This window comes from Oerskovia sp. PE-21s, assembly GCF_056158145.1.
Window position 1 is genome coordinate 143733 of sequence record NZ_JBUXJM010000005.1, and the last position, 24602, is coordinate 168334.

The 24602-nt window shown below is 72.5% G+C and carries 24 protein-coding genes; 18 read left to right on the forward strand and 6 right to left on the reverse strand.

Annotated features, from left to right (window positions below):
- Positions 1–3 precede the first annotated feature (3 nt).
- Entirely contained in the window at positions 4–465 is a 462-nt protein-coding gene (sdhD, locus tag ACZDYF_RS11735) for a succinate dehydrogenase, hydrophobic membrane anchor protein (protein WP_191788824.1), read from the reverse strand.
- Positions 465–848: a succinate dehydrogenase, cytochrome b556 subunit gene (gene sdhC / locus ACZDYF_RS11740; RefSeq protein ID WP_082608862.1), complete on the reverse strand. Its 384-nt coding sequence runs from the start codon at positions 846–848 to the stop codon at positions 465–467. Before sdhC ends, sdhD begins: the two co-directional genes overlap by 1 nt.
- Positions 849–1172: 324 nt before the next feature.
- On the opposite strand from sdhC, the gene ACZDYF_RS11745 reads away from it, so the two are divergent.
- From ACZDYF_RS11745 to ACZDYF_RS11815, 15 genes are all read left to right on the forward strand, one after another.
- Positions 1173–2342 carry a mannose-1-phosphate guanylyltransferase gene (locus tag ACZDYF_RS11745; protein ID WP_475056807.1) on the forward strand — a complete coding sequence of 390 codons (1170 nt, stop codon included), beginning with the start codon at positions 1173–1175 and terminating at the stop codon, positions 2340–2342.
- Positions 2343–2574: 232 nt separating this feature from the next.
- Positions 2575–3765, forward strand: coding sequence for an amidohydrolase (locus ACZDYF_RS11750; protein WP_475057192.1), 1191 nt, complete (start codon positions 2575–2577; stop codon positions 3763–3765).
- Positions 3766–4076: 311 nt separating this feature from the next.
- The gene (locus ACZDYF_RS11755) at positions 4077–5168 is read left to right on the forward strand and encodes a BMP family lipoprotein (RefSeq protein WP_400273648.1); all 1092 of its coding nucleotides are present in this window, start codon (positions 4077–4079) and stop codon (positions 5166–5168) included.
- Between the two features lie 111 nt (positions 5169–5279).
- Positions 5280–6833, forward strand: coding sequence for an ABC transporter ATP-binding protein (locus ACZDYF_RS11760; RefSeq protein WP_191788827.1), 1554 nt, complete (start codon positions 5280–5282; stop codon positions 6831–6833).
- Positions 6830–8098, forward strand: coding sequence for an ABC transporter permease (locus ACZDYF_RS11765; RefSeq protein ID WP_191788828.1), 1269 nt, complete (start codon positions 6830–6832; stop codon positions 8096–8098). Before ACZDYF_RS11760 ends, ACZDYF_RS11765 begins: the two co-directional genes overlap by 4 nt.
- Positions 8095–9372: an ABC transporter permease gene (locus ACZDYF_RS11770; protein WP_400273298.1), complete on the forward strand. Its 1278-nt coding sequence runs from the start codon at positions 8095–8097 to the stop codon at positions 9370–9372. Before ACZDYF_RS11765 ends, ACZDYF_RS11770 begins: the two co-directional genes overlap by 4 nt.
- Positions 9373–9376: 4 nt before the next feature.
- Positions 9377–9808, forward strand: a complete 432-nt coding sequence (locus ACZDYF_RS11775; protein ID WP_475056813.1) for a cytidine deaminase — start codon at positions 9377–9379, stop codon at positions 9806–9808.
- Entirely contained in the window at positions 9805–11151 is a 1347-nt protein-coding gene (locus ACZDYF_RS11780) for a thymidine phosphorylase (protein ID WP_475056815.1), read from the forward strand. The genes ACZDYF_RS11775 and ACZDYF_RS11780 overlap by 4 nt, the downstream gene beginning before the upstream one ends.
- 1 nt (position 11152) lies before the next feature.
- A complete protein-coding gene (locus ACZDYF_RS11785) occupies positions 11153–11590 on the forward strand; it encodes a YidH family protein (protein ID WP_377677538.1) in 438 nt (145 codons plus the stop codon).
- Entirely contained in the window at positions 11587–11901 is a 315-nt protein-coding gene (locus ACZDYF_RS11790) for a DUF202 domain-containing protein (protein ID WP_475056818.1), read from the forward strand. Before ACZDYF_RS11785 ends, ACZDYF_RS11790 begins: the two co-directional genes overlap by 4 nt.
- A gap of 43 nt (positions 11902–11944) precedes the next feature.
- Entirely contained in the window at positions 11945–13006 is a 1062-nt protein-coding gene (locus tag ACZDYF_RS11795; RefSeq protein ID WP_475056820.1) for a hypothetical protein, read from the forward strand.
- Positions 13007–13034: 28 nt separating this feature from the next.
- Positions 13035–13283 (forward strand): hypothetical protein, encoded by a 249-nt coding sequence (locus ACZDYF_RS11800; RefSeq protein WP_475056824.1) that lies wholly within the window; start codon positions 13035–13037, stop codon positions 13281–13283.
- 100 nt (positions 13284–13383) lie between these two features.
- The gene (locus ACZDYF_RS11805) at positions 13384–14499 is read left to right on the forward strand and encodes an adenosine deaminase (RefSeq protein ID WP_475056827.1); all 1116 of its coding nucleotides are present in this window, start codon (positions 13384–13386) and stop codon (positions 14497–14499) included.
- Complete coding sequence (gene deoC / locus ACZDYF_RS11810) at positions 14496–15203, forward strand: deoxyribose-phosphate aldolase (RefSeq protein WP_475056830.1); 708 nt, start codon at positions 14496–14498, stop codon at positions 15201–15203. The genes ACZDYF_RS11805 and deoC overlap by 4 nt, the downstream gene beginning before the upstream one ends.
- A 117-nt stretch (positions 15204–15320) precedes the next feature.
- Positions 15321–16133, forward strand: a complete 813-nt coding sequence (locus ACZDYF_RS11815) for a siderophore-interacting protein (protein ID WP_475056834.1) — start codon at positions 15321–15323, stop codon at positions 16131–16133.
- Positions 16134–16185: 52 nt separating this feature from the next.
- Here ACZDYF_RS11815 and ACZDYF_RS11820 read toward each other — a convergent pair whose 3' ends face one another.
- A complete protein-coding gene (locus ACZDYF_RS11820; RefSeq protein WP_475056837.1) occupies positions 16186–16830 on the reverse strand; it encodes a response regulator transcription factor in 645 nt (214 codons plus the stop codon).
- A gap of 120 nt (positions 16831–16950) precedes the next feature.
- On the opposite strand from ACZDYF_RS11820, the gene ACZDYF_RS11825 reads away from it, so the two are divergent.
- Positions 16951–17904, forward strand: coding sequence for a DUF2332 domain-containing protein (locus ACZDYF_RS11825; RefSeq protein ID WP_475056841.1), 954 nt, complete (start codon positions 16951–16953; stop codon positions 17902–17904).
- 28 nt (positions 17905–17932) lie between these two features.
- Here ACZDYF_RS11825 and ACZDYF_RS11830 read toward each other — a convergent pair whose 3' ends face one another.
- On the reverse strand, positions 17933–19381 hold the full coding sequence (locus ACZDYF_RS11830; RefSeq protein ID WP_475056843.1) for a sensor histidine kinase: 1449 nt from the start codon (positions 19379–19381) through the stop codon (positions 17933–17935).
- Between the two features lie 171 nt (positions 19382–19552).
- On the opposite strand from ACZDYF_RS11830, the gene ACZDYF_RS11835 reads away from it, so the two are divergent.
- A complete protein-coding gene (locus ACZDYF_RS11835; RefSeq protein WP_475056848.1) occupies positions 19553–20254 on the forward strand; it encodes a DUF4352 domain-containing protein in 702 nt (233 codons plus the stop codon).
- A gap of 105 nt (positions 20255–20359) precedes the next feature.
- Here ACZDYF_RS11835 and ACZDYF_RS11840 read toward each other — a convergent pair whose 3' ends face one another.
- Both ACZDYF_RS11840 and ACZDYF_RS11845 read right to left on the reverse strand, forming a co-directional pair.
- A complete protein-coding gene (locus tag ACZDYF_RS11840) occupies positions 20360–22183 on the reverse strand; it encodes a phospho-sugar mutase (RefSeq protein ID WP_475056851.1) in 1824 nt (607 codons plus the stop codon).
- A gap of 1 nt (position 22184) precedes the next feature.
- Positions 22185–23024, reverse strand: a complete 840-nt coding sequence (locus tag ACZDYF_RS11845; protein WP_191788843.1) for a purine-nucleoside phosphorylase — start codon at positions 23022–23024, stop codon at positions 22185–22187.
- 110 nt (positions 23025–23134) lie between these two features.
- Between ACZDYF_RS11845 and ACZDYF_RS11850 the strand changes: the two genes are divergently transcribed.
- Positions 23135–24583, forward strand: coding sequence for an NAD(P)H-quinone dehydrogenase (locus tag ACZDYF_RS11850; RefSeq protein WP_475056855.1), 1449 nt, complete (start codon positions 23135–23137; stop codon positions 24581–24583).
- Positions 24584–24602: the final 19 nt, after the last annotated feature.

Sequence of the window (24602 nt, forward strand, 5' to 3'; positions counted from 1 at the left end):
CCGTCAGGCGGTGCAGAACGACGGGAGCTGGTAGTCCAGGGCGTTCGGGGGGCACGGGTCGAACGTGAAGACCACGAGCGTGCCGAGCACGGTGACGACCACGAACGCGAGGTACAGCGCGAGCTTGAGCACGAGGCGCGTGCCGTCGCGCTGCGCGTAGTCGTTGATGATCGTACGGACGCCGTTGGTGCCGTGGATCATCGCGAGCCACAGCATCAGGAGGTCCCAGACCTGCCAGAACGGGGAGGCCCACTTGCCGGCGACGAAGCCGAAGTCGATCGCGTGGACGCCCTCGCCGACCATGAGGTTGACGAACAGGTGCCCGAAGATCAGGACGATCAGCACGACGCCCGAGGCGCGCATGAAGACCCAGCTGTACAGCTCGTAGTTCGAGCGCGTGGACTTCTGCCGCTTGTACGGGTCGCGGGGGGCCGCGAGGGGAGAGCTGGTGCTCGTGGTGCTCATCAGTGCCCACCTCCGAAGACGTTCATGAGGTGGCGGGGCAGGAAGCCCGCCATCGTCACGGCGAACAGGCCGACGACGACCCAGAGCATGGTGCGCTGGTACTTGGGCCCCTTGGCCCAGAAGTCGACGAGGATGATCCGGACACCGTTGAAGGCGTGGAACACGATGGCGGCCACGAGGCCGGCCTCTCCGAGTCCCATGATCACGGTCTTGTAGGTGCCGATCACGGCGTCGTACGCCTCGGGCGAGACTCGTACAAGTGCTGTGTCCAGCACGTGCACGAGGAGGAAGAAGAAGATGAGCACGCCGGTCACGCGATGCGCGACCCACGACCACATGCCTTCACGGCCGCGGTACAGCGTGCCAGCAGGTGCACTGGGCACTTAGGGGCCTCCTGTGGCGAGTTCAGGGGTGAGATATCGAGCTGGACGACGTCGTCCGCCGGGGGCCGTTCACGACCGCTCCGCGCCGAGGCTCTGGCGAGTCCGGTGGAGCGGCAGATCCAGGGCTCGCCGGAGTCCGCCGATATCCGTCTCTGGGGTTCCACCATAGTGACACCGGCATCGTGGTGCGGACCGCGGGGGGTTCCAGGCGGCCCGGTCACCCCTGTTTGTGACCCATTCCACACGGGGGTCGATGGCTCGCGGCTGCCCGTCCACGGGAGCTCCCCGCACGCCCGGTCACGCGTCGGTCACTATGCTCCGAGGATGTCGACGCACCCCTCTCCCGCTCCTGCTCCCGCACCCGCCGACTCGACCTCGCAGGTCCCGGCGATCCCCGGTTTCTACGCCGTGATCCCCGCGGGTGGAGCCGGCACCAGGCTCTGGCCCCTCTCGCGCCGTGGCAACCCCAAGTTCCTGCTGGACCTCACCGGGGTGGGGAGGTCGCTGCTGCAGGCCACGGTCGACCGCCTGGAGCCCCTCGCGGGCCAGGACGGCATCGTCCTCGTGACGGGTCGGCAGCACGTCGCCTCGGCACGCACCCAGCTCCCGACCCTGCGGGACGACGCGCTGCTGGCCGAGCCCTCTCCCCGGGACTCGATGGCCGCGATCGGCCTGGCCGCCGCGGTACTCGAGCAGCGGCACGGCGACGTCGTGATCGGTTCGTTCGCGGCGGACCAGGTCATCACCGGACGGGCGGCGTTCGAGCAGGCCGTCCGTGAGGGGGTGGAGGCGGCCCGGGCGGGATACGTCGTCACGGTCGGGATCGCGGCCTCCCGGCCGTCGACGGCCTTCGGCTACGTGAAGAGCGGGGCCTCGCTCGACCTCGAGGGCGCTCCCAGCGCGCTGCACGCCGAGGGGTTCACCGAGAAGCCCGACGCGGCGACCGCCCAGCGGTACGTGCGCTCGGGGGAGTACCGCTGGAACGCGGGCATGTTCATCACCCGCACGTCGGTCCTGCTGGGGCACCTCGCGGACCAGCGCCCCGAGCTGCACGACGGTCTGCGTACCGTGGCCGCGGCCTGGGACACCCCGGACCGCGACCGCGTCCTGGCGGAGGTCTGGCCCGGTCTCGAGAAGATCGCGATCGACCACGCGGTCGCGGAGCCGGTCGCGGCCGTGGGCGGGGTCGCGGTCGTCCCGGGGAACTTCGGCTGGGACGACATCGGTGACTTCAACTCTCTCGCCGCGCTGCTCCCCTCGGCCGACGAGTCGGGTTCCAAGGTCCTCGGCGACGTCGGGCGCGTCGTGCGGCACGAGAGCGCGGGCTCGGTCGTCGTCCCCGCGAGCAACCGGGTCGTGACCGTCCTGGGGCTCGACGACGTCGTGGTCGTCGACACGCCCGACGCGCTCCTGGTCACCACGCGGGCGCGGGCCCAGCAGGTCAAGTCGATGGTCGACCTCGTGCGTGAGCGCGGCCTGGACGAGCTGCTCTGACGCCTCGCGCCCGGGTGCGCGGGTGCACGGGCCAGCGGCGCCGCCGGGCACGGAGGGGTTCCTCCTGCCCGACGGCGACACCCGTCCCGTGCCGTCCGGTGCGTGACCCCGTCGCCCGCGCCGACGAGGCCGGGGATAGTCTCGGCTGGTGAGCAGTCCTGAGGAGAGCACCGAGAACAGCACCCCGTCGGACCGTGCCGGGACGGGGGCGAGGCCGCCCGCGTCGGTGCACGTGCTACCGCGGACGGTGCGCGGGGACAGGGTGGTCGAGCTCGCGGCGGCCTTCGAGGACGAGCTCGTCGCGATCCGCCGGGACATCCACAAGCATCCCGAGGTCTCGCGCACCGAGACCCGCACCACGGCGTTGATCGCCGACCGGCTGCGCGCCGCGGGCCTGGAGCCGCGGCTCCTGCCGGGCACGGGCCTCGTGTGCGACATCGGCGACGGGCCCGACGGCGGGGCGCCCGGGAGGGTCGCGCTGCGGGCCGACATCGACGCGCTCCCGGTCCAGGACCGCTGCGAGCTCCCGTGGGCCTCGACCACACCGGGGGTCGCGCACGCGTGCGGGCACGACGTGCACGCGACCGTCGTGCTGGGCGCAGGGCTCGTCCTGGCCGCGCTCGCCGAGCAGGGCGAGCTGCCCCGTCCGGTCCGGCTCGTGTTCCAGCCGGCGGAGGAGGTCCAGCCCGGCGGCTCGCTCGACGTGATCGCCGCGGGCGGCCTGGACGGGATCGAGGAGATCTACGCGGTCCACTGCGACCCCAAGGTCGACGCCGGGCAGATCGGGACGCGCATCGGCCCCATCACCTCGGCGTCCGACGAGGTCTCCGTGACCATCACCTCGCCCGGCGGGCACACGTCCCGCCCGCACCTGACCGGCGACGTGGTCTATGCGCTCGGGCAGGTGATCACGCAGGTCCCCGCGGTGCTCGGTCGGCGCCTCGACCCGCGCTCGGGCGTCAACCTCACGTGGGGCGCGGTGCACGCAGGGTCGGCGCACAACGCGATCCCCAGCACGGGTACCGTCCGCGGGACGCTGCGCTGCCTCGACGTCCGGGCGTGGGAGTTCGCGGGTCAGGTGCTGCACGACGCGGTCGAGCAGGTCGTCGCCCCCTACGAGGTCGAGGTCACGGTCAACCACACCCGTGGGGTCCCGCCGGTCGAGAACGCCGAGGACTGCACGGCCTCGCTCGAGGCTGCTGCGCGCGACGTGCTCGGACCCGCGTCGGTGCTGCTCACGGAGCAGTCGCTCGGCGGCGAGGACTTCGCGTGGTACCTGACGAAGGTGCCCGGCGCGATGGCCCGGCTGGGCACGCGGACGCCCGGTGGGCGGTCGTACGACATCCATCAGGGGGACCTGCGCGTGGACGAGAGCGCGATCGGCGCGGGCGTCCGCCTGCTCGCGCGCGTCGCGCTGGGCTGAGCGGCCCGGAAACCGGAACCCGGGTCCCGGGGGCGCTGTCGCGTACGGCCGGGGGCGCACGCAGGACGAACCGTTGCCTTGTGCAACCAAGTGTCCGACGGCTGGAACGCGAACGGTCACGGCTGAGACGTCAGATGACGCTTCCATAACGAAGCGTCCGCGTTACCCGCAAGTAACGTCCGACGTCCCTCGACGTGGCTAGTGTTCGATCAATACAGGCCGACGGACCCCGTGACCTACCCGTGCAACGTCGCGCGGGCAGGTCCCGGTTTTCTCCCGGGGGCCATCGACGAGATCGAACGGAGCTCATGGTGAAGAGAGCAACGCAGATGACAGCGCTCGCGGCCGTCGCCGCGCTGGCGCTGGCTGCATGTGGGAGCGCACCCGACGAGGGCAGCGCGTCGGGCACGGCCGGGGGCTCGGAGTCGAGCTTCAAGGCGTGCATGGTGTCCGACGCCGGAGGCTTCGACGACAAGTCCTTCAACGAGTCGGGCTACAACGGCCTCAAGGCTGCCGAGAAGAGCCTGGGCATCCAGACCGCCACCGCCGAGTCGAAGGAGGAGTCGAACTTCGCTCCGAACATCGACAACCTGATCTCCGAGAACTGCAACGTCATCGTGACGGTCGGCTTCCTCCTCGCGACGGCCACGGGCGACGCCGCCCAGGCCAACCCGGACGTCGACTTCGCGATCGTCGACTCGACGGCGCAAGACGCTGACGGCAACACGATCGAGCTCGACAACGTCAAGCCGATCAGCTTCGACACCGCCCAGGCCTCGTTCCTCGCGGGCTACCTCGCCGCGGGCATGAGCAAGACCGGCACCGTCGCGACCTACGGTGGCCTGGAGATCCCGTCCGTGACGATCTTCATGGACGGCTTCGTCGACGGCGTCGCGAACTACAACGAGACGCACGGCACCGACGTCAAGACGCTCGGCTGGAACAAGGACACCCAGGACGGCTCGTTCGCCGGTGGCTTCGAGGACCAGTCCCAGGGCCAGCAGCTGACCCAGACCTTCATCGACCAGGGTGCGGACATCATCATGCCCGTCGCCGGTCCGGTCGGCGTCGGCACGCTCGCCGCCGCCAAGGACGCGACCGACGTGTCGGTCATCTGGGTCGACGCCGACGGCTTCGAGACCAACCCCGACAGCGGCGACCTCATCCTGACCTCCGTGCTCAAGGAGATCGGCGCGGGCGTCGAGGACGTCATCACGGCGGCCTCCGAGGACGAGTTCTCGAACGAGCCCTACGTGGGCACGCTCGAGAACGGCGGCGTGGACATCGCTCCGTACCACGACTTCGAGTCGAAGGTTCCTCAGGAGCTCAAGGACGAGATCGACCAGCTCCGCAAGGACATCATCGACGGCACGATCGTCGTGGAGTCCCCGAGCTCGCCGTGACCTGACGCAGTACATCGTGGTCGAGCCGGCCCGGCACCTCGCCGGGCCGGCTCGACCAGTCTTGGGCTAACGTCGCAGGCAAGGCTGCCTGTGCATCGAAGGAGACCGTACGTGAAGCTGGAGCTCCGCGGAATCACCAAGTCGTTCGGACCGCTCGTCGCCAACGACCACATCGACCTCGTCATCGAACCGGGGCAGATCCACGCCCTGCTCGGGGAGAACGGCGCGGGCAAGAGCACGTTGATGAACGTGCTGTTCGGCCTCTACCAGGCCGACTCGGGCAAGATCCTGCTCGACGACGTCGAGCGCGCCTTCCGTGGACCGGGAGACGCCCTGGCAGCCGGGATCGGCATGGTGCACCAGCACTTCATGCTCGTGCCGGTCTTCACCGTCGCCGAGAACGTCATGCTGGGCCACGAGGACACCAAGGCCGGGGGACTCCTCGACCTGGACGCCGCCCGCAAGCGCGTGCGCGAGCTGTCCGCGCGGTTCGGGTTCGGGCTCGACCCGGACGCGGTCGTCGAGGACCTCCCCGTCGGCGTCCAGCAGCGCGTCGAGATCGTCAAGGCTCTCGCTCGTGAGGCGAAGGTGCTCATCCTCGACGAGCCCACCGCGGTGCTCACGCCGCAGGAGACCGACGAGCTGATCGAGATCATGCGCCAGCTCCGCGAGTCCGGCACCTCGATCGTGTTCATCACGCACAAGCTGCGCGAGGTCAAGGCCGTCGCCGACGTCATCACGGTCATCCGCCGGGGCGCCGTCGTCGGGACCGCCGAGCCGACCGCCTCCGAGAGCGAGCTCGCCTCCCTCATGGTGGGACGCGCGGTCTCCCTCGGCCTCGACAAGGCGCCCGCGCAGCCCGGCGAGGAGACGTTCGTCGTCACCGACCTCACGGTCCTCGCCCCGAACGGGCAGGCGGTCGTGGACCACGTGTCGTTCTCCGTCGCGCAGGGCGAGATCCTCGCCGTCGCAGGCGTGCAGGGCAACGGGCAGACCGAGCTCACCGAGGCCATCCTCGGGCTCCTGCCCTCGGCCGAGGGGTCGATCTCCCTGCACGGGCAGGAGCTGCGGGGACTGACGCCCGACGCGGCGCTCGACGCCGGGATCGGCTTCGTCCCCGAGGACCGCAAGGTCGACGGGCTCGTGCTCGACTTCTCGGTCGCCGAGAACCTCGTGCTCGACCTCTACGACAAGCGGCCCTACGCCAAGGGCATCGGCCTCGACCTGGGGGCGATCCGCCGCAACGCCGAGCAGCGCATCTCGGAGTTCGACATCCGTACCCAGGGCCCTGGCCAGGAGGTCGGGCGGCTCTCGGGCGGCAACCAGCAGAAGGTCGTGCTGGCGCGCGAGCTCTCGAGGCCGCTCAAGCTGTTCATCGCGAGCCAGCCGACGCGCGGCGTCGACGTGGGCTCGATCGAGTTCCTGCACCGTCGCATCGTGCAGGAGCGCGACAACGGCACGCCCGTGATCATCGTGTCGACCGAGCTCGACGAGGTCGTCGAGCTCGCCGACCGCATCGCCGTGATGTATCGGGGCGGGATCGTCGGCGTGGTGCCGCCGACGACGTCGCGCGAGGTGCTCGGCCTCATGATGGCCGGGGTCCCGCACGACGAGGCCATCGCACAGGTGCACGACCAGACCGACACGACGGGAGCAACCCAGTGACCGACCAGCAGCCCGCCCCGCCACCGACGGGAGAGCCGGCGCCCGAGCCGGCCGGCGCGGCAAAGCCTCAGCCCGAGGGCTCGGAGTCCGCTCGCTGGACCGCCACCTTCCGCGAGATCACGACCGGCCCGTTCGGCGTGACCGTCCTGGCGTTCGTCCTCGCACTGGTCATCGGCGGGCTCCTGATCATCGTCACCGACCCCGACGTGACCGCGGCCGCGAGCTACCTCTTCGCCAAGCCGGCCGACTTCTTCGGTGCGGCCTGGACAGCCGTGAGCGAGGCCTACGCGGCCATGTTCCGCGGAGCGGTGTACAACTACGACGCACCGACGTTCGCGCGCGGCATCCGTTCCCTCACGGAGACCATGACGGTCTCGACCCCGCTGATCATCGCCGCGCTCGGCGTGGCTGTCGGCTTCCGCGCGGGGATGTTCAACATCGGCGCCCAGGGCCAGGTCATCATGGGGGCCGCGATCGGCGGCTACGTCGGCTTCGCGTGGAACCTCCCGCCGGTGCTGCACCTGCTGCTCGCCCTGCTGGGTGGCATCCTCGCCGGTGGCTTCTGGGCCGGCATCGCGGGCTTCCTCAAGGCGCGCACCGGTGCGCACGAGGTGATCGTGACGATCATGCTGAACTACGTCGCGCTCTACCTCGTGGCGTGGTTCCTCACGACGAGCGCCTTCACCCGGCCCGGGTCGAACCAGCCCAAGAGCCCCGGGGTCAAGGACACCGCGCAGCTCCCGCTGCTCCTCGGCGACCAGTTCCGCCTGAACGCTGGCTTCCTGGTCGCGATCCTTGCCGCGGTCTTCGTGTGGTGGCTCATGACGCGCTCGACCTGGGGCTTCCGCTTCCGGGCCGTGGGCTCGAACCAGCAGGCCGCCCGGACCGCGGGCATGGGCGTCGCGTCGTCCTTCGTCCTCGTCATGGTCGTCTCCGGCGCCCTCGCCGGGCTCGCAGGTGCCGTGCAGATCCTCGGCACCGAGAAGGCGCTCACGGGCGGCATCGCGGGCTCGATCGGGTTCGACGCGATCACCGTCGCCCTCCTGGGGCGTTCCAAGCCGCTGGGCATCTTCTTCGCCGGACTCCTGTACGCCGGGCTCAACGTCGGCGGGCGCGCGATGGAGGCCTCGACCGGGACCTCGATCAACATCGTCCTGGTCATCCAGTCGCTCGTCGTCCTCTTCATCGCGGCGCCGCCGCTCGTGCGGGCGATCTTCCGCCTGCCCGCCCCGAACCCCGTCGTCATGAAGGGAGTCAGCGCATGACCGCCATGGCTGCACCTGCTACCCAGGTCGCTACCGTCACCGCGGCCCGCAGCTGGAAGCTCCCCATCACCCTGGGCGTCTTCGGGCTCCTCTCGTTCGTCCTGTTCGGTCTCCTCGGACCGGCGGGGTCGGTCACGACGTTCGGCATCTCGACCGGGGCTGACCTGCTCCAGTTCGACCCGGTCGCCGTCCCGACCAGGGCGACCGCGATCGTGCTCTCGGTCCTGTGCCTCCTGCTCGCGGGCTACGCGTACGTCCGGGTGCGCGCGGACCAGCCGGTCGGCCGATGGGTGCTCGCCGTCTTCGGTGTCCTGTGGGTCCTGACGTTCCTCGTGTGGGCCGTCGCGGACAAGAGCACGTCGATCGTGAGCCTTCTCCAGGGGTCGCTGCTCCTCGCGGTCCCGCTCGCGTTCGGCGCCCTCGGCGGCCTGCTCAACGAGCGGGCGGGCGTCGTCAACATCGCGATCGAGGGTCAGCTCCTGACGGGGGCCTTCGGCGCCGCGGTGCTCGCCTCGGTCGTGGGCAACGCCTACATCGGGCTGGTCGCCGCCCCGATCGCGGGTCTGCTCATCGGCGCGATGCTCGCGCTGTTCACGGTGAAGTACCACGTGAACCAGATCATCGTCGGTGTGGTGCTCAACGTGTTCGCCGTGGGCCTGACGAGCTTCCTGTTCAGCTCGGTGCTCAAGAACGACGCGGCCACGCTCAACACCCCGCCGCGCCTGCCGACGCTCCCGATCCCGCTGCTGTCGGAGATCCCGATCGTCGGACCGGTGCTGTTCCGCCAGTCGATCATCGTCTACCTGCTCTACGTCGCGGTCATCGTGATCAGCATCGCGCTGTTCCGCACCAAGTGGGGTCTGCGTGTCCGCTCGGTGGGCGAGTACCCGCAGGCGGCCGACACGGTCGGCATCGACGTCAACCGCACGCGGTGGCGCAACGTCCTGCTCGGGTCCATGGTCGCGGGGCTCGGTGGCGCGTTCTTCACGATCGGCTCCGTGGGGGCGTTCGGCCAGGAGATGACGGCCGGCAAGGGGTACATCGCGCTCGCCGCCATGATCCTGGGTCGGTGGACCCCGTGGGGTGCGCTCGGCGCAGCACTCCTCTTCGGCTTCGCCGACAAGCTCCAGCAGGTGCTCGGTGTCCTCGAGACGCCGATCCCCAACCAGTTCATGCTGATGCTGCCGTACATCGTCACGATCTTCGCCGTGGCGGGTCTCGTCGGCCGCGTCCGCGGTCCCGCCGCGGCGGGTCAGCCCTACGTGAAGGGGTGACGGCGTGAGCGAGAGCAACCGCGCGGCCGTCGACGCGGGGGACCGCTTCGACTGGCAGGCACTGCGCGACGCCGCACGGGTCGCCATGCAGAAGGCGTACGCGCCGTACTCGTCCTTCAAGGTCGGGGCGGCGGCGTTCGTCGACGACGGCCGTCTGGTCACGGGTGCGAACATCGAGAACGCGGCGTACGGCGTGACGCTGTGCGCCGAGTGCTCGCTCGTGAGCGACCTGATCGGGAGCGGGGGCGGTCGCCTCGTGGCGTTCGCGTGCGTCGACGGTCATGGCAACACGCTCATGCCGTGCGGGCGGTGCCGCCAGCTCCTGTGGGAGCACGGCGGTCCCACGCTGCTCGTCGAGACGACCCGTGGCATCAAGCCCATGAGCGAAGTGCTGCCCGACGCTTTCGGGCCCGAGGATCTGGTGGAGCGAGCATGAGCACGAAGAGCATCCCGGCGGGCGCCTCCGGCGCGCTGCCCGACAAGGCGACCGAGTCGTTCGACGCGGTCGACGTCATCCGCACCAAGCGGGACAAGGGCCGGCTGTCCGCCGAGCAGATCGACTGGGTCATCGACGCCTACACCCGTGGCGTCGTGGCCGAGGAGCAGATGGCTGCCCTCAACATGGCGATCCTGCTCAACGGCATGGACCGCACGGAGATCGGCCGGTGGACGGCCGCGATGATCGCCTCGGGCGAGCGCATGAACTTCTCGGAGCTCTCCCGGCCCACCGCGGACAAGCACTCGACCGGTGGCGTGGGCGACAAGATCACGCTGCCGCTCGCCCCGCTCGTCGCGGTCTTCGGCGTGGCCGTGCCGCAGCTCTCGGGGCGCGGCCTGGGGCACACGGGAGGCACGCTCGACAAGCTCGAGTCGATCCCGGGCTGGCGTGCTGCGCTGACCAACGAGCAGATGATGCACCAGCTCGAGCACGTGGGTGCGGTCATCTGCCAGGCGGGCTCCGGGCTGGCGCCCGCGGACCGCAAGCTCTACGCGCTGCGCGACGTCACGGCCACGGTCGAGGCGATCCCGCTCATCGCGTCGTCGATCATGAGCAAGAAGATCGCCGAGGGCACGGGCGCGCTGGTCCTGGACGTCAAGGTGGGTTCCGGGGCGTTCATGAAGGACCTCGACCAGGCGCGCGAGCTCGCGCGCACCATGGTGGACCTGGGCACCGACGCGGGTGTGCGCACGGTCGCGCTCCTGACCGACATGTCGACGCCGCTCGGCCTGACGGCGGGCAACGCGCTCGAGGTCCGCGAGACTCTCGAGGTGCTCTCGGGCGGTGGCCCGCGCGACGTCGTGGACCTCACGGTCGCGCTCGCGGTCGAGATGCTCTCCGCCGCCGGCAAGCCCGTCCCGGAGGAGGAGGTCCGGCACGCGCTGTCCAACGGCCGGGCCATGGACAAGTGGCGCGAGATGATCGCGGAGCAGGGCGGCGACGCCCGTGCGCCGCTGCCCGTGGCACGCGAGAAGGAGCACGTGGTCGCGGACCGCGACGGCGTGCTCTCGCACCTCGACGCGTTCGGCGTCGGGGTCGCGGCCTGGCGCCTGGGGGCGGGCCGCGCCCGCAAGGAGGACCCCGTGCAGGCGGGGGCCGGTGTCGAGATCCACGCCAAGCCGGGCGACGTCGTGACCAAGGGCCAGCACCTGCTGACCCTGCACACCGACACCCCCGAGCGTTTCGACCGCGCGGTCGAGGCCCTCGACGGGACGTGGGGGGTCGCAGACCCGGGCACGGTCGTCGAGACCCCGGCCCTGATCCTCGACCGCCTGAGCTGAGATGACGGCGCAGGCGGGGGAGCCCTCGGACGACGCGGCGACGCGTGGCCCGGGGGCGCCCCCGCCCGACGACCGTCGTCCGCGCTCGGTGTACGGCGTCGGCGAGGAGCCCGACATCCGCTTCAGCCTGGCCAACGAGCGCACCGCGCTGGCCTGGGTGCGGACGGGGCTCGGTCTCGTCGCGGGCGGTGTCGCGCTCACGTCGTTCGCGTCGTTCGCGTCCATGTCCGGCTTCGTCGACGTGATCGCGGCGGTCGCATGCCTCGCGGGGGCGGGCTTCGCGGCCTACGCGCTGCTGGCGTGGCGACGCAACGAACGGGCGATGCGCCGGGGCGAGCCGTTGCCCGCGCCGACAGGGCTGCCCGTGCTCGTCGCGGGCGTGCTCGTCCTCGCGCTGCTCGTGGCCGGGTACGCGGTCACCGAGGTCTGGCGGACGTGACCTCCGCGGCCCGCGACCCCGGCCTGCAGCCCGAGCGCACCGCCCTCGCGTGGCAGCGCACGGTCCTCGGCGTCGTGATCGGGTCGGTCCTGCTGGCCGCGGTGAACCTGCGGGTGGGGCAGCCCGTCCTGTCCGTGCTCGCGGGCGCCCTCGCGGTCGCGACCCTGGTGCCCGCCGTCCTGCGGCCTCCGTCGGGCGGCCTGCCCCAGGACGGCCGGTTGCGCTCCTGGGGATTCCTCGTGCGGGTCGCGACGCTCGTGGGCGTCCTCGGGTTCCTCGGTGCGGCGAGCGCGGTCGTGAGCCTGCTGTGAGAGCGGGTCGTCGGCGGAGCGGAGGGGATGGCAGGCTGTCGGCATGATCGTCGCCGACCTCCATCTGACCCGGGTCCTGCGTGCTCTGGGAGCGGGGCGTGGGCTGTTGCCGCCTGTGCCGCCGTCGGGACGCTACGGCGCCCCCAGGCCCGACGGCGCCGCACCCGCGGTCCGTCGGCTCGCCCGCCGCGCAGGTCACCCCGAGCAGGTCGCCGACCGCCTGGTCGACGCGCTCGGGACGCTGCGCCCGTGGGAGCGGGCGCACGTGCTCGACCCGCTGCGTCGGGCCGCGCCCGACCCGGCGCACGGGGAGGTGGCGGGGGGACCGGCCTCGCCCCCTGCTGGGCCCGACGCCCGCTTCGGCGAGCCGCTCGTGCTGGGCAGCGCCCGCGCGGTCCAGGTCGACCAGACGACGTGCGGCTCGGCGGTGCTCGCGGTCCTCGCAGCAGCGGGCGACCCCGTGGTGGCGCTGTGGCTCGTCGCGGGCACGGACGTCTCGCAGGGGGCGTCGACGCACGTGGTGGGCGAGGGCCAGGGCGGCGCGACCGCCAGAGAGCTCGAGACGTCGTCGGGCCGGTTCGCGGCGCTCCAGCGCGTCCTGAAGGCCCGCACGACGCACGCCGCGCTCGGCCCCCTGCCCTGGCCGGGGGCGCTCGGCACGCCGCCCTGGACCGCCGCGCGCGACGCCCGCTACGCCGACGTCCGCTTCGCCCACCGGATCGTCGGCGACGGCGAGCGCGACCCCGTGCTCGCGAGCGCGCTGCGCTCGGCCGCCGCCGGCGTGCCCGTGCCGCTGTACACGGGCGGGGACGTCGAGACGGGGTGGTCGACCGCCGTGCCACGTCACGTCGTGCTGCTCGCGGGCGTGAGCGGCCCGCAGGAGCCCCAGGAGGACGCCGCCTCGGCGTTCGGCGGACGCTGGTGCGCGGTCTACGAACCGTCCTCCGGGACGCTGCACCGGCTGCGTGTCGCGGACCTGCTCGCGGGGGTCGGTGAGGACGGCGAGCCCGGCAAGGGCGTGCGTCGCGCGCTCGGTGGGTGGTCGCACGTCACCTGGGCGGTCCTGCCCGCCGGACGGGCTGGCGGGTCGCGCCGCGTCGGGTGACGATGGGGAGAGACGAGAGGAGCTCACCATGAGCACGGTCCCCGGTACCGATTCCTGGCGGGACGCAGGCCTGGTCACGCCCGACGACGACGCCCCGAAGAACCTGGTCGAGGAGGAGCTGACGCCCCCGGACGCCACTGGCGACACGGACGACGTGGAGGACTACAGCCCCCGGACGCCGCGCCCCGACCTCGACGGCGCGGCGGACGAGGCCGACGTCGTCGAGCAGGCGTCCGTGGTGCCCCTCGGCGAGGACGCGGACGCCGACGGGGAGTGAAGCCAGGCAAGAGCCCGGCGTGACGCACCCGTGACGCACCCGTGACCTGGGACCGGGCCGTTGTCGCGTGCGCCCGCCCCGCGCCCGGTAGCGTGAGCCCATGACCTCCACACCCTCCTCCGTGAGCGAGACCGTCGCGGCGATCGCCGCGCTCCCCAAGGTCGTCCTCCACGACCACCTCGACGGTGGGCTTCGGCCCCAGACGATCATCGAGCTCGCCGCCGAGATCGGGCACGACCTGCCCGCGACCGACGCCGACGCGCTGGGCGCCTGGTTCGTCGAGTCGGCCGACTCGGGCTCGCTCGTGCGCTACCTCGAGACCTTCGACCACACGATCGCCGTGATGCAGACGCGCGACGCGCTCGTGCGGGTCGCGCGCGAGTCCGTCCTGGACCTCGCCGCCGACGGCGTCGTGTACGCCGAGCAGCGGTGGGCCCCCGAGCAGCACCTGCGCGCCGGCCTGAGCCTGCAGGACACGGTCGACGCGGTCCAGGCCGGGCTCGAGGAGGGCGTCGCCCTCGTGGCGGCGCAGGGTCGCACGATCCGTGTCGGCCAGCTCGTGACCGCGATGCGGCACGCCGACCGTTGGCAGGAGATCGCCGAGCTCGCCGTGGCCAACCGGGGCAACGGCGTCGTCGGGTTCGACATCGCGGGCGCCGAGGACGGCTTCCCGCCCTCGCGCTTCCCGGGCGTGTGGCAGTACCTCGCGGACCAGAACTTCCCCGTGACGATCCACGCGGGCGAGGCCTCGGGCGTCTCGTCGATCGCCGAGGCCGTCCACCTGGGCCAGGCCTCGCGCGTCGGGCACGGTGTGCGCCTCATCGAGGACATCTCGTTCGACGAGCAGCACGGCACCGCGGCCCTGGGGCAGCTAGCCCACTGGGTCCGCGACCACCAGATCCCGCTCGAGCTGTGCCCCGTCTCGAACCTGCAGACCGGTGCGGCGGCGACCTCGATCGCGGCGCACCCCATCACGCGGCTCAAGGAGCTCGACTTCGCGGTCACGCTCAACACGGACAACCGCCTCATGTCGGGCACGTCCATGACCCACGAGATGACGCTGCTCGTCGAGCAGGCCGGCTGGACGCTCGAGGACCTCTACGACGTCACGGCCACGGCCGCGTGGAGCGCCTTCATCCACCACGACGAGCGGCGCGCGCTCATCGACGACGTCATCCTTCCCGGTTACCAGGAGATCCAAGGAGCACAGCTGTGAGCACCCCCGGCACGTCCCCGCTGGACCGCGCGGCCCTCGCGCAGTTCGTCGACCACACCCTGCTCAAGCCCGAGGCCACCCGCGCGGACTTCGAGGCGCTCGTCGACGAGGGCGTCGCGCTCGGCGTCTACTCGGTGTGCGTCTCGCCCTCGGTCCTGCCGCTCGACGGCAAGGGCCTGAAGATCGCGACCGTGTGCGGGTTCCCGTCCGGGACGCACCACAGCGAGGTCAAGGCCGCCGAGGCGGCCCGCTCGATCGCCGACGGCGCGGACGAGGTCGACATGGTCATCGACCTGGGTGCTGCCAAGGCAGGCGACTGGGCGTACGTCCAGTCCGACATCGCGGCCGTCCGGGCCGCAGTCCCTGCCCCCAAGGTCCTCAAGGTCATCATCGAGTCCGCCGCGCTGACGGACCACGAGATCGTCGAGGCGTGCCGCGCCTCGGAGGCCGCCGGTGCCGACTTCGTCAAGACCTCCACGGGCTTCCACCCGGCCGGCGGCGCCTCGACGCACGCGGTGTCCATCATGGCCGAGACGGTCGGCGGACGCCTCGGGGTCAAGGCCTCGGGGGGCGTGCGGACGCTCGCCGACGCGCTCGCCATGATCGAGCACGGTGCGACGCGCCTGGGCCTGTCGCGCACCGCCGCGGTGCTCGCAGGCTTCGACGGGGTCGAGCCGGCCGAGGGCGGCGCAGGGGGCTACTGACCTGTTCTCACGGACCGAGGGGTGGCCGAGCCTGGACGGGCGGTCACCCCTCGGTGCATCCGGGGTTAGGCTAGCCTCACTTCGTCATCGCGGGCGGAGCGCACCCTGGAGGACCGTATGACCGACCCTGCCCCCCGCAAGCCCGAGCGCGTCGCGACCCACGCCGTGGTCGTGCGCACCGAGCGCCTCACGCCGCACATGATCCGTGTGGTCCTCGGGGGAGAGGGGCTCGACGGCTTCGACCCCGGCCCGCACACCGACCGCTACGTCAAGCTGCTCTTCCCGGCCGCGGCCGGCCCCGAGGGGCGCGTCCCGATGCGCACCTACACGATCCGCTCGTGGGACCCCGCGGCGCACGAGCTGGCCATCGACTTCGTCGCGCACGGCGACGAGGGCCTCGCGGGCCCCTGGGCGTCCGCCGCCCGGCCCGGTGACACGATGTCCTTCTTCGGCCCCGGTGGCGACTACGCGCCGTCGGGCGGCTACGACTGGCACCTGCTCGTGGGCGACGAGAGCGCCCTGCCCGCCATCGCGGCGGCCCTCGAGGCCGTGCCCGACGGGGCACCCGTCCGCGCGGTCGTCGAGGTCGCCTCGGCAGCGGAGGAGCAGTCCCTCACGTCGCCCGGGGACCTCGACCTGCGCTGGGTCCACCGGGACGCCCACCCGGACCGAGCGCCCGGCGAGGTCCTCGTCGAGGCCGTCGAGGCGCTCACGTTCCTGCCCGGGCAGCCCCAGGTGTTCCTGCACGGCGACGCCGGGTTCGTGCGCACGCTGCGCCGCCACCTGCGCCTCGACCGGGGCGTGCCCGTCACGGCGCTCTCCGCGTCCGGCTACTGGCGTCGCGGGCGCACCGAGGAGGGCTGGCGCGCCGAGAAGGCCGACTGGAAGGCCGCCGTCGCGCTCGACGAGGAGCCCGCGCTCCACGCCTGACGGTTCCTCAGCGCTGAGCCGACGGCCGCAGCGGACGCGCTGAGCGGTGTGCTCAGCGGGCGCGCTCGACCGCGATCGCGAGCGCGACCCGGTTGGGAAGGTCGAGCTTGGTCATGGCGCGGCTCAGGTGCGTCTTGACCGTCGCCTCGGCGCAGTAGAGCCGCGCGCCGATCTGCGCGTTGCTCAGCCCTTCCGCGACTCCCTGGGCGACCGCCCGCTCACGCTCGGTGAGCCGGCCGACGAGCGCGCGGGCACGCTGCTGCTCGCTGCTCACCTGCCCCTGCGCGACCCGCGTGACGACGTAGCGGACGACCCGCGGCGCGAGCACCGACTCGCCACCCGCGACCGCGAGGACTCCGCCGATGAGCTCGTCCGGCGAGGCGTCCTTGAGGAGGAAGCCGCCCGCCCCCGACTCCAGCGCCCCCAGGACGTCGGTGTCGCTCTCGAAGCTCGTCAGGACCAGCACGACCGGGGGATCGGGGAGGGCCCGCAGGGCGCGCGTCGCCTCGACCCCCTGGACCCGCGCCATGCGCAGGTCCATGAGCACGACGTCAGGACGGTGCGCGAGGAACGCCGGGACGGCCTCGTCGCCGTCGGTCGCCTCTGCGACGACCTCGATGCCGGGGTTGCTCGAGAGGATGAGGCGCAGGCCCGTACGGACGAGCGCGTCGTCGTCGACCAGGAGGACTCGGATCACGCGTCGATCGTAGGGGGTGGCGCCCACAGCCTCCTCCTCCGCGGCGTCCGAGCTGGCCGCCGGTCGTGTGCAGCCCGGGCGGGCCTGCGGCGTGCGCCGGGTCGGCTACGCTCTGGGCGCATGACGTCGCTGGCGGAGGCATACGTGCGGTGGGCCGACATCGAGACGCGCGGGTCGTCCCCGTCGTACGAGGGATGGGCGCGCGCGATCGCGGGCGACGACCAGGTGCTCGCCCTCATCGAGGCACTGCCCGCCCGCAAGCGGCAGCCCAACCTCGTCTTCGCCGCGGCCCGGACGGCGGGCGCCCCGCTCGACGTCTACCAGCGGTTCCGCCCGTGGCTCGTCCAGCACTGGTCCGACGTCGTGGACATCGTGCTCGCCCGTTCCACCCAGACCAACGAAGCGGCGCGCTGCGCAGTCCTCCTGCCCGAGCTGGCCCGCCTCGAGGGCCCGCTCGCGCTCGTCGAGGTCGGCGCGTCCGCAGGACTGTGCCTCTACCCGGACCGGTACTCCTACCGCTACCGCTCGCCGGACGGCGTCGTCACGCTCGACCCCGTCCCAGGTCCCTCGCCCGTGGTGATCGAGTGCAGGATCGACGACGAGAGCGCGGCGCCGACGCGGCTGCCCGACGTGGTGTGGCGAGCGGGCATCGACCTCAACCCGCTCGACGTCCGCGATCCCGACGACGTCGCGTGGTTGCGGGCCCTCGTGTGGCCCGAGCACCACGACCGTCGCGAGCGCCTCGAGGCGGCGTGCGCACTGGTGGCCACCGAGCCCCCGCACCTCGTCCGCGGAGATCTCCTCGACGACCTCGACGCGCTCCTGGGGTCCGCGCCCCCGGACGCGCACCTGGTGGTCTTCCACAGCTCGGTGCTCACGTACGTCGAGCCCGCGCCTCGACAGAGGTTCGTCGAGCGCATGCGCGGGCTCGACGGGACATGGATCTCCAACGAAGGGTCCCTGGTGCTGGAGTCCTCCGCCGGTCTGGTGCACGACGGCAGGACCGTGCTCACCGTGGACGACGTCCCGGTCGCGCGGGCGGACCCGCACGGGCGGGGACTCGTGCGCCTGTGAGGGAGGACCGCGCGCGTGCGGCGTGCGGTCAGGGCCGGCGACCCGCCGTGGCGGGTGGCGGTTCACCGAGGTCGACGACGTCGCTGACCCACGGCAACCACACCTCGACGACGAAGCTGCCGTCACGCGGCCCGACCGTCGACCGTCCCCCGAGCAGCTTGACCCGCTCGGCGATGCCCGTGACCCCCGCGCGGCTCCCGGGTGCTCGCGGGCCCGGCGCCTCCGGGAGCACGTTGGTGACGCGCAGGCTCACACCGCTCGCCGGGGTACCGCCGAGATCGATGAGGACCTCGCTCCCCGGCGCGTGCTTGTGCACGTTGGTCAGCGACTCCTGGAGTATCCGGTACGTCGCGCGGGCGACCTGCGGGCTGACCGACGAGGCGTCGTCGAAGACCACGGTCGCGACCAGGCGCGTGCCTGCGGCCCGCGTCGTGGCGAGCAGTGCCGACAGGTCCGCCAATGTCCCGCCCGCGCGTCGGGCCTGGCGCTGGGCCAGCCCGTCCGGATCGCGCAGGATCTCGATCAGGTCCCGGAGGTCCTCGAGCGACCGGTGAGCGTTCTCGCGGACCACCTTGGCCGCGTCGCGCAGCTGCCCGTCCTCCTCGGGGACCGACACCTCGAGCACCCCCGAGTGCAACGAGACGAGCGAGAGGCTGTGGGCGAGCGTGTCGTGCACCTCGCGGGCGATCAGGTGCCGTTCCTGCTGGCGGGCCACCTCCTCCTGCTGCCGGGTCACCTCGTCCCGCAGCCTCTCGGCCTCGGCGTCCTGCCGGGCGACCTCGTCGCGCAGGTGCTCGGCCACGAGCTCGTGGCGCTGCGCCTCGCCCCGGAAGCGACCGACCTGGTAGTGAGCCCGGCGGGCCCAGCCCACGCTGACCGAGAGCGCGAGACCCGCGACGAGCAGCACCACGTACACCCAGGCCGCCGCGCCCACGGGCGTCTGGGAACCCGTGGGGGTGAACGAGAAGATCTGCTGCTCGGGCGCACGGAGCAGGTCCCGTCCGAGGGCGACCGTCGTCGCGAGGGCGGTGAGCACGCCGAGGATCCAGCCCTGCCGGGCAGGGCGCGACGAGATCACCCAGGACAGCGCGACGAGCGCCCCGACCGCGTCGAGCGGGAAGACCAGCGCGCCCGCGCACGCGACCAGGCACACCGCGACGGGATAGCGGCGCCGGAAGACGAGGAGGGTCGCGACGCCGAGCGCGTACATCCAGCCGAGGGCGACCCAGAGCACCGTGCCTCCGCTGGGAGCGGCGCCGTCGACCATCCCTCCCGCCGACCCCGCGAAGGCGATGCACAGCGTCGAGGCGACGAAGGAGGCGACCACGATCCAGACCGTCGCGACCCTCGACCACCACCGACGCCCGGCGGTCGGGCGGTCGGGGACCGCGCCGGGCGGGCTCGGCGGCACGGGCCCGCCGCGCGGCGGCGTCGCACGGGGCCAGGAGGAGCCCGGGGGTGGGTACGGGGTGGTCACGGACCCAGCGTAGGGAACACCGCCGACGGCGTGGTCCACCGACCAGGTCGGTGGCCCCGTCCACGTGTACGACTTTCGGTGCGCAGGCCGTAGCCGTTCCGCCGACGCGCCCGCGCGGCGCGAGGCGATGAAGTGGTCCCGTACCGATCCGGAACCACGAGAGGCCCTCCCATGAGCAACGACCCTGCGCAGCAGCCGCCCGTCCAGCAGTACCCGCACCAGCTGCACGCCCCGCAGCAGCACCCGGGCCAGCCCTACCCCGGGCAGCCCTACCTGGGGCAGCCGGAGCCCGCCCCGCGGAAGTCGTTCTTCGCCCGGCACAAGGTCCTCACGGTCTTCCTGGCGATCGTCGCGCTGATCGTCGTCGTGTCGGTCGCCTCGAGCCTCGGCGGCGGTGACACGACCACGGGGACGGCCGGCACCGCGGACACGGCGGGCGGTGCGCAGGCTCCGGCCGCCGCAGACCCCGAGGAGACCGTCCCGGGCCTCGGCACGGCGGTGCGAGACGGGAAGCTCGAGTTCACGGTCACGGCCGTCGAGCCGGGGGGCACGAACGTGGGCGACGAGTTCCTGAGCGTGGACGCGCAGGGGCAGTTCGTCCTGGTGCACGTCACGGTGACGAACATCGGGGACGCTGCCCAGATGTTCGACGCGAGCTCGCAGAAGTTGTTCGACACCCAGGGACGCGAGCACTCGGCCGACTCGACGGCCGGGATCTACCTCGGGGACGCCAACAGCTTCCTCAACGACATCAACCCCGGGAACTCGATCCAGGGCGTCGTGGTGTTCGACGTGCCTGCCGACGCGGTGCCGGCGAGCGTCGAGCTGCACGACTCGTTCATGTCGGGCGGCACGACGGTCGCGCTCGGCTGAGGGCCGGGAGGGCCCGCCGCGCACGACGAAGGCCGTCGCCCGCTCCTCGTGGAGGGGGCGACGGCCCTCGTCGTCACGCGGTCGCGGCGCCGGGCGCCTGCGCCGTCAGATGCCGAGCGCGGCCGCGACGTCCTGGCGCACGTGGTCGAGGCGTGTCCGGGCGAAGGCGCGGGCGGCCGTGAGGTCGTCGTAGCTCGCGTCGGGCGCGACCGGGACGATCACCTCGAGGTAGCACTTGACCTTGGGCTCGGTGCCGCTGGGGCGGACGATGACCCGGGTGCCGTCCGCGGACAGCAGGCGGACGCCGTCGGTCGGCGGCAGCCCGTCCAGACCCTCGGACAGGTCGACGACGTCGCTGACCCCCGAGCCCGCGAGCGTGCGCGGAGGCGCCGCCCGCAGCCGGGACATGGCCGCCGGGATCTGGTCGAGGTCGGTGAACCGGGCCGAGAGCTGGTCGGTCACGTGCAGACCGTGAGCACGGGCCAGGTCGTCGAGCGCGTCGACGAGCGTGCGCCCCTCGGCCTTGAGGCGGTTCGCGAGCTGGGCCAGGAGCAGGGCGGCGCTGATGCCGTCCTTGTCCCGCACGACCTGCGGGTCGACGCAGTAGCCGAGCGCCTCCTCGTAGCCGTAGACCAGGCCGTCGACGCGCGAGATCCACTTGAACCCCGTGAGCGTCGCGGAGTAGCCCAGCCCGTGGCTGTCGGCGATCTTGCGCAGCAGCCGCGACGACACGATCGAGCTCGCGAAGAACGGAGTTCCGTCCGTGCCTCCCGGCGCGTCCGCTCGTCGGCCGATCTCCTCGCCGAGCAGCGATCCCACCTCGTCGCCGTGCAGCATGCGCCACCCGTTCGACCGGGCGGTCTCGGCCCCCTGGTACGTCCCGACGCGCGGGTCGTACACCGCCAGGGCGCACCGGTCCGCGTCGGGATCGTTCGCGATGACGAGGTCCGCCTTGGCGTCCTGCGCGTACGCGAGCGCGAGGTCGATCGCGCCGGGCTCCTCGGGGTTGGGGAAGGCGACGGTCGGGAACAGCGGGTTCGCCTCGAACTGCTCGGCGACGCTGATGACGTCGGTGAACCCCGCGTCCTCGAGGACCCGGTTGAGCACCTCGCCGCCCACGCCGTGCAGCGGGGTGGCGACGATGCGCAGTTCGCGAGCGGCGCCGTCGGACAACCTGCCCACGGACTCGACGTAGCCGAGCGCCAGGTCGCGCCCCAGGACCGTCCAGCCGTCGGTCGCGCGGGGAACCTGCGCGGCCACGGGGGAGCGGTCGATCGCGGCCGCGATCTCGGCGTCGTACGGGGGCACGATCTGCGCCCCCTGGCCCGAGTCCGTGACCACGCGGCCGCCGAGGTACACCTTGTAGCCGTTGTCGGCCGGAGGGTTGTGGCTCGCGGTCACCATGACGCCCGCGTCGGCGCCCAGGTGGCGCACCGCGTAGGCGAGCACGGGGGTCGGGAGCGCGGACGGCAGGATCGACGCCTCGACGCCCGCGGCCGTGAACACCGCGGCGCTGTCGAGCGCGAACGTGTGCGAGTGGTGACGGGCGTCGTACCCGATGACGACACGCGGCGTATGCCCCGGCAGGGCGTCGCGCAGGAACGACGCGAGGCCCGCAGCGGCCCGGATCACGACCGCACGGTTCATCCGGTTGGGGCCCGCCGCCATCTCCCCGCGCAGGCCCGCGGTGCCGAACTGGAGCGTGCCCACGAAGCGGTCACGCAGCTCGGCCCGTGCCCGGGCGCGCACCTCGTGGTCGCGCGGGTCGGGGGAGTCGGCCTCCGCGAGGAGCGTGCGCAGCTCGGCCTGGTCGCGCGGCTCGGGGTCCGCCTCGATCCAGGCCTCGACCTGCGCCAGGAAGGACGCGTGGCCCTGCCCGGCCTCGTAGCCGGGGTCGTCCACGTCGAGGGAGTCGTGGGGGTTCGTCATGTCACACCAGCTTCGCGATCTCGGCGAGCAGGGAGCTGATCCGGGGGCCGGCCGCCTGGCCGGCCTCGATGACCTCGCCGTGCGAGAGCGGCGTCGGGCTGATGCCCGCGGCGAGGTTCGTGACCAACGAGATGCCCAGCACCTCGAGCCCCGCGTGACGCGCGGCGATGGCCTCGAGCGTGGTCGACATGCCGACCAGGTCCGCCCCCAGGATGCCCGCCATGCGCACCTCGGCCGGGGTCTCGTAGTGCGGTCCGGGGAACTGGGCGTACACGCCCTCGCCGAGCGAGCCGTCGACCGACCGGGCCAGGTCCCGCAGGCGCGGGGAGTACAGGTCCGTCAGGTCGACGAACGTCGCGCCCTCCAGGGGCGACGTCGCGGTGAGGTTGAGGTGGTCGCGGATGAGGACCGGGGTGCCCGGGCCGTGGTCGAGGTTCAGGCCGCCGCACCCGTTGGTGAGGATGACGGTCTGCGCGCCGGTCGCCGCCGCGGTCCGCACGCCGTGCACGACGTGCCGCACGCCCTTGCCCTCGTACAGGTGGGTGCGCGAGCCGAGCACGAGCGCGTGGCGGACCGAGCCGTCGGCGCGCTCGATGCGGATCGAGCGCGTGGTCGCGACGTGGCCGGCGACGGCAGGCTTGGAGAACCCGGGGATCTCGTTCGTGGGGATCTCCGCGACGACGTCGCCCAGGAGCTCTGCCGCCCCGCCCCAGCCCGACCCGAGCACGAGGGCGACGTCGTGGCCCTCGATCCCGGTGGCTTCGGCGATGTGGTCCGCAGCGGCGCGGGCCACGAGGAACGGGTCGGTCGTGGGGTCGTCGAGAGACAAGGTCGTCGTCATAGGACGAGGCTATCCGTTCTGGGGCGCAGCGCCGCGCGGAACGCCCGTCCTCGCCTCATCGGGTCGCGGTGTCCGCATGCTGACACGAACGCACCTCGGATGCTGACAGAATGGCACCCGTGACGAACGAGAACCCCGACCTGCAGGCCACCCGCATCGTGATCCTGGGCGGTGGACCCGGAGGCTACGAGGCGGCGCTCGTCGCCCGTCGGCTCGGTGCCGACGTCACCGTCGTCGAGCGCCAGGGGCTGGGCGGCGCCGCCGTGCTCACCGACGTGGTGCCGTCCAAGACCCTCATCGCGACGGCCGACTGGATGACGATCGCCGACCGTGCCGCCGACCTCGGCATCCGCCTCCCCGTCGACACGGTCAAGGCCGCGCACCCCGCGATGCGTCGCCACATGGTCGACCTCGACGCCGTCAACACCCGAGTCATGGCGCTCGCGGCCGCGCAGTCCGCCGACATCCACGCCCGCCTCGAGCGCGAGGGCGTGCGCGTCCTGATCGGGCAGGGGCGCCTCGAGGGCCCGTCCCGCGTGCACGTCACGCTCCAGGAGGACGGGGCCGAGGTCTCGGTCGACGCCGACGTGATCCTGCTCGCGCTCGGCGCGACCCCCCGCGTCCTGCCGACCGCGATCCCCGACGGGGAGCGCATCCTCACGTGGACCCAGCTCTACAACCTCAAGGAGCTCCCCGAGCGCCTGATCGTCGTGGGCTCGGGCGTCACGGGCGCCGAGTTCGCGGGCGCCTACAACGCGCTGGGCTCCGACGTCGTGCTCGTCTCGAGCCGCGACCGCGTGCTGCCGGGCGAGGACGCCGACGCGGCCGAGCTCATCGAGGGCGTCTTCCGCTCGCGCGGCATGACGGTCATGTCGCGCACGCGCGCCGAGGCCGCCGTGCGCACCGACGAGGGCGTCGAGGTCACGCTCGCCGACGGTCGCGTGGTCAAGGGCTCGCACGTGCTGCTGGCCGTCGGGTCCATCCCCTCGACCGCGGGCATCGGCCTCGAGGAGGCCGGCGTGCGGCTGACCCCGAGCGGCCACGTGCAGGTCGACAAGGTCTCCCGCACCTCGGTGCGCGGCATCTACGCGGCCGGTGACTGCACGGGCATCCTGCCGCTCGCCTCGGTCGCGGCGATGCAGGGCCGCGTGGCCATGTCGCACGCCCTGGGCGACGCCGTGAGCCCCATCAAGCTGCGCACGGTCGCCGCGAACATCTTCACGGCCCCGGAGATCGCGACGGTCGGGTACAGCGAGGAGAAGCTCAAGGCGCAGGGGTCGAGGTACGTGACCACGACGCTCCCGCTGGCCCGCAACCCGCGCGCCAAGATGCTCGGCATGCGCGACGGGTTCGTCAAGCTGTTCGCGCACCCCGAGGCGAGCGTCGTCCTGGGCGGCGTCGTCGTGGCCCCGCGCGCGAGCGAGCTCATCTTCCCCATCACGCTCGCGGTCGCGCACCGCCTCACGGTCGACGACGTCGCGGAGGCCTTCACGGTCTACCCGTCGCTGTCCGGGTCGATCGCCGAGGTCGCGCGCATGCTGCACCACCGCGAGGACTGAGGCGCGGGCAGCGGCGGCC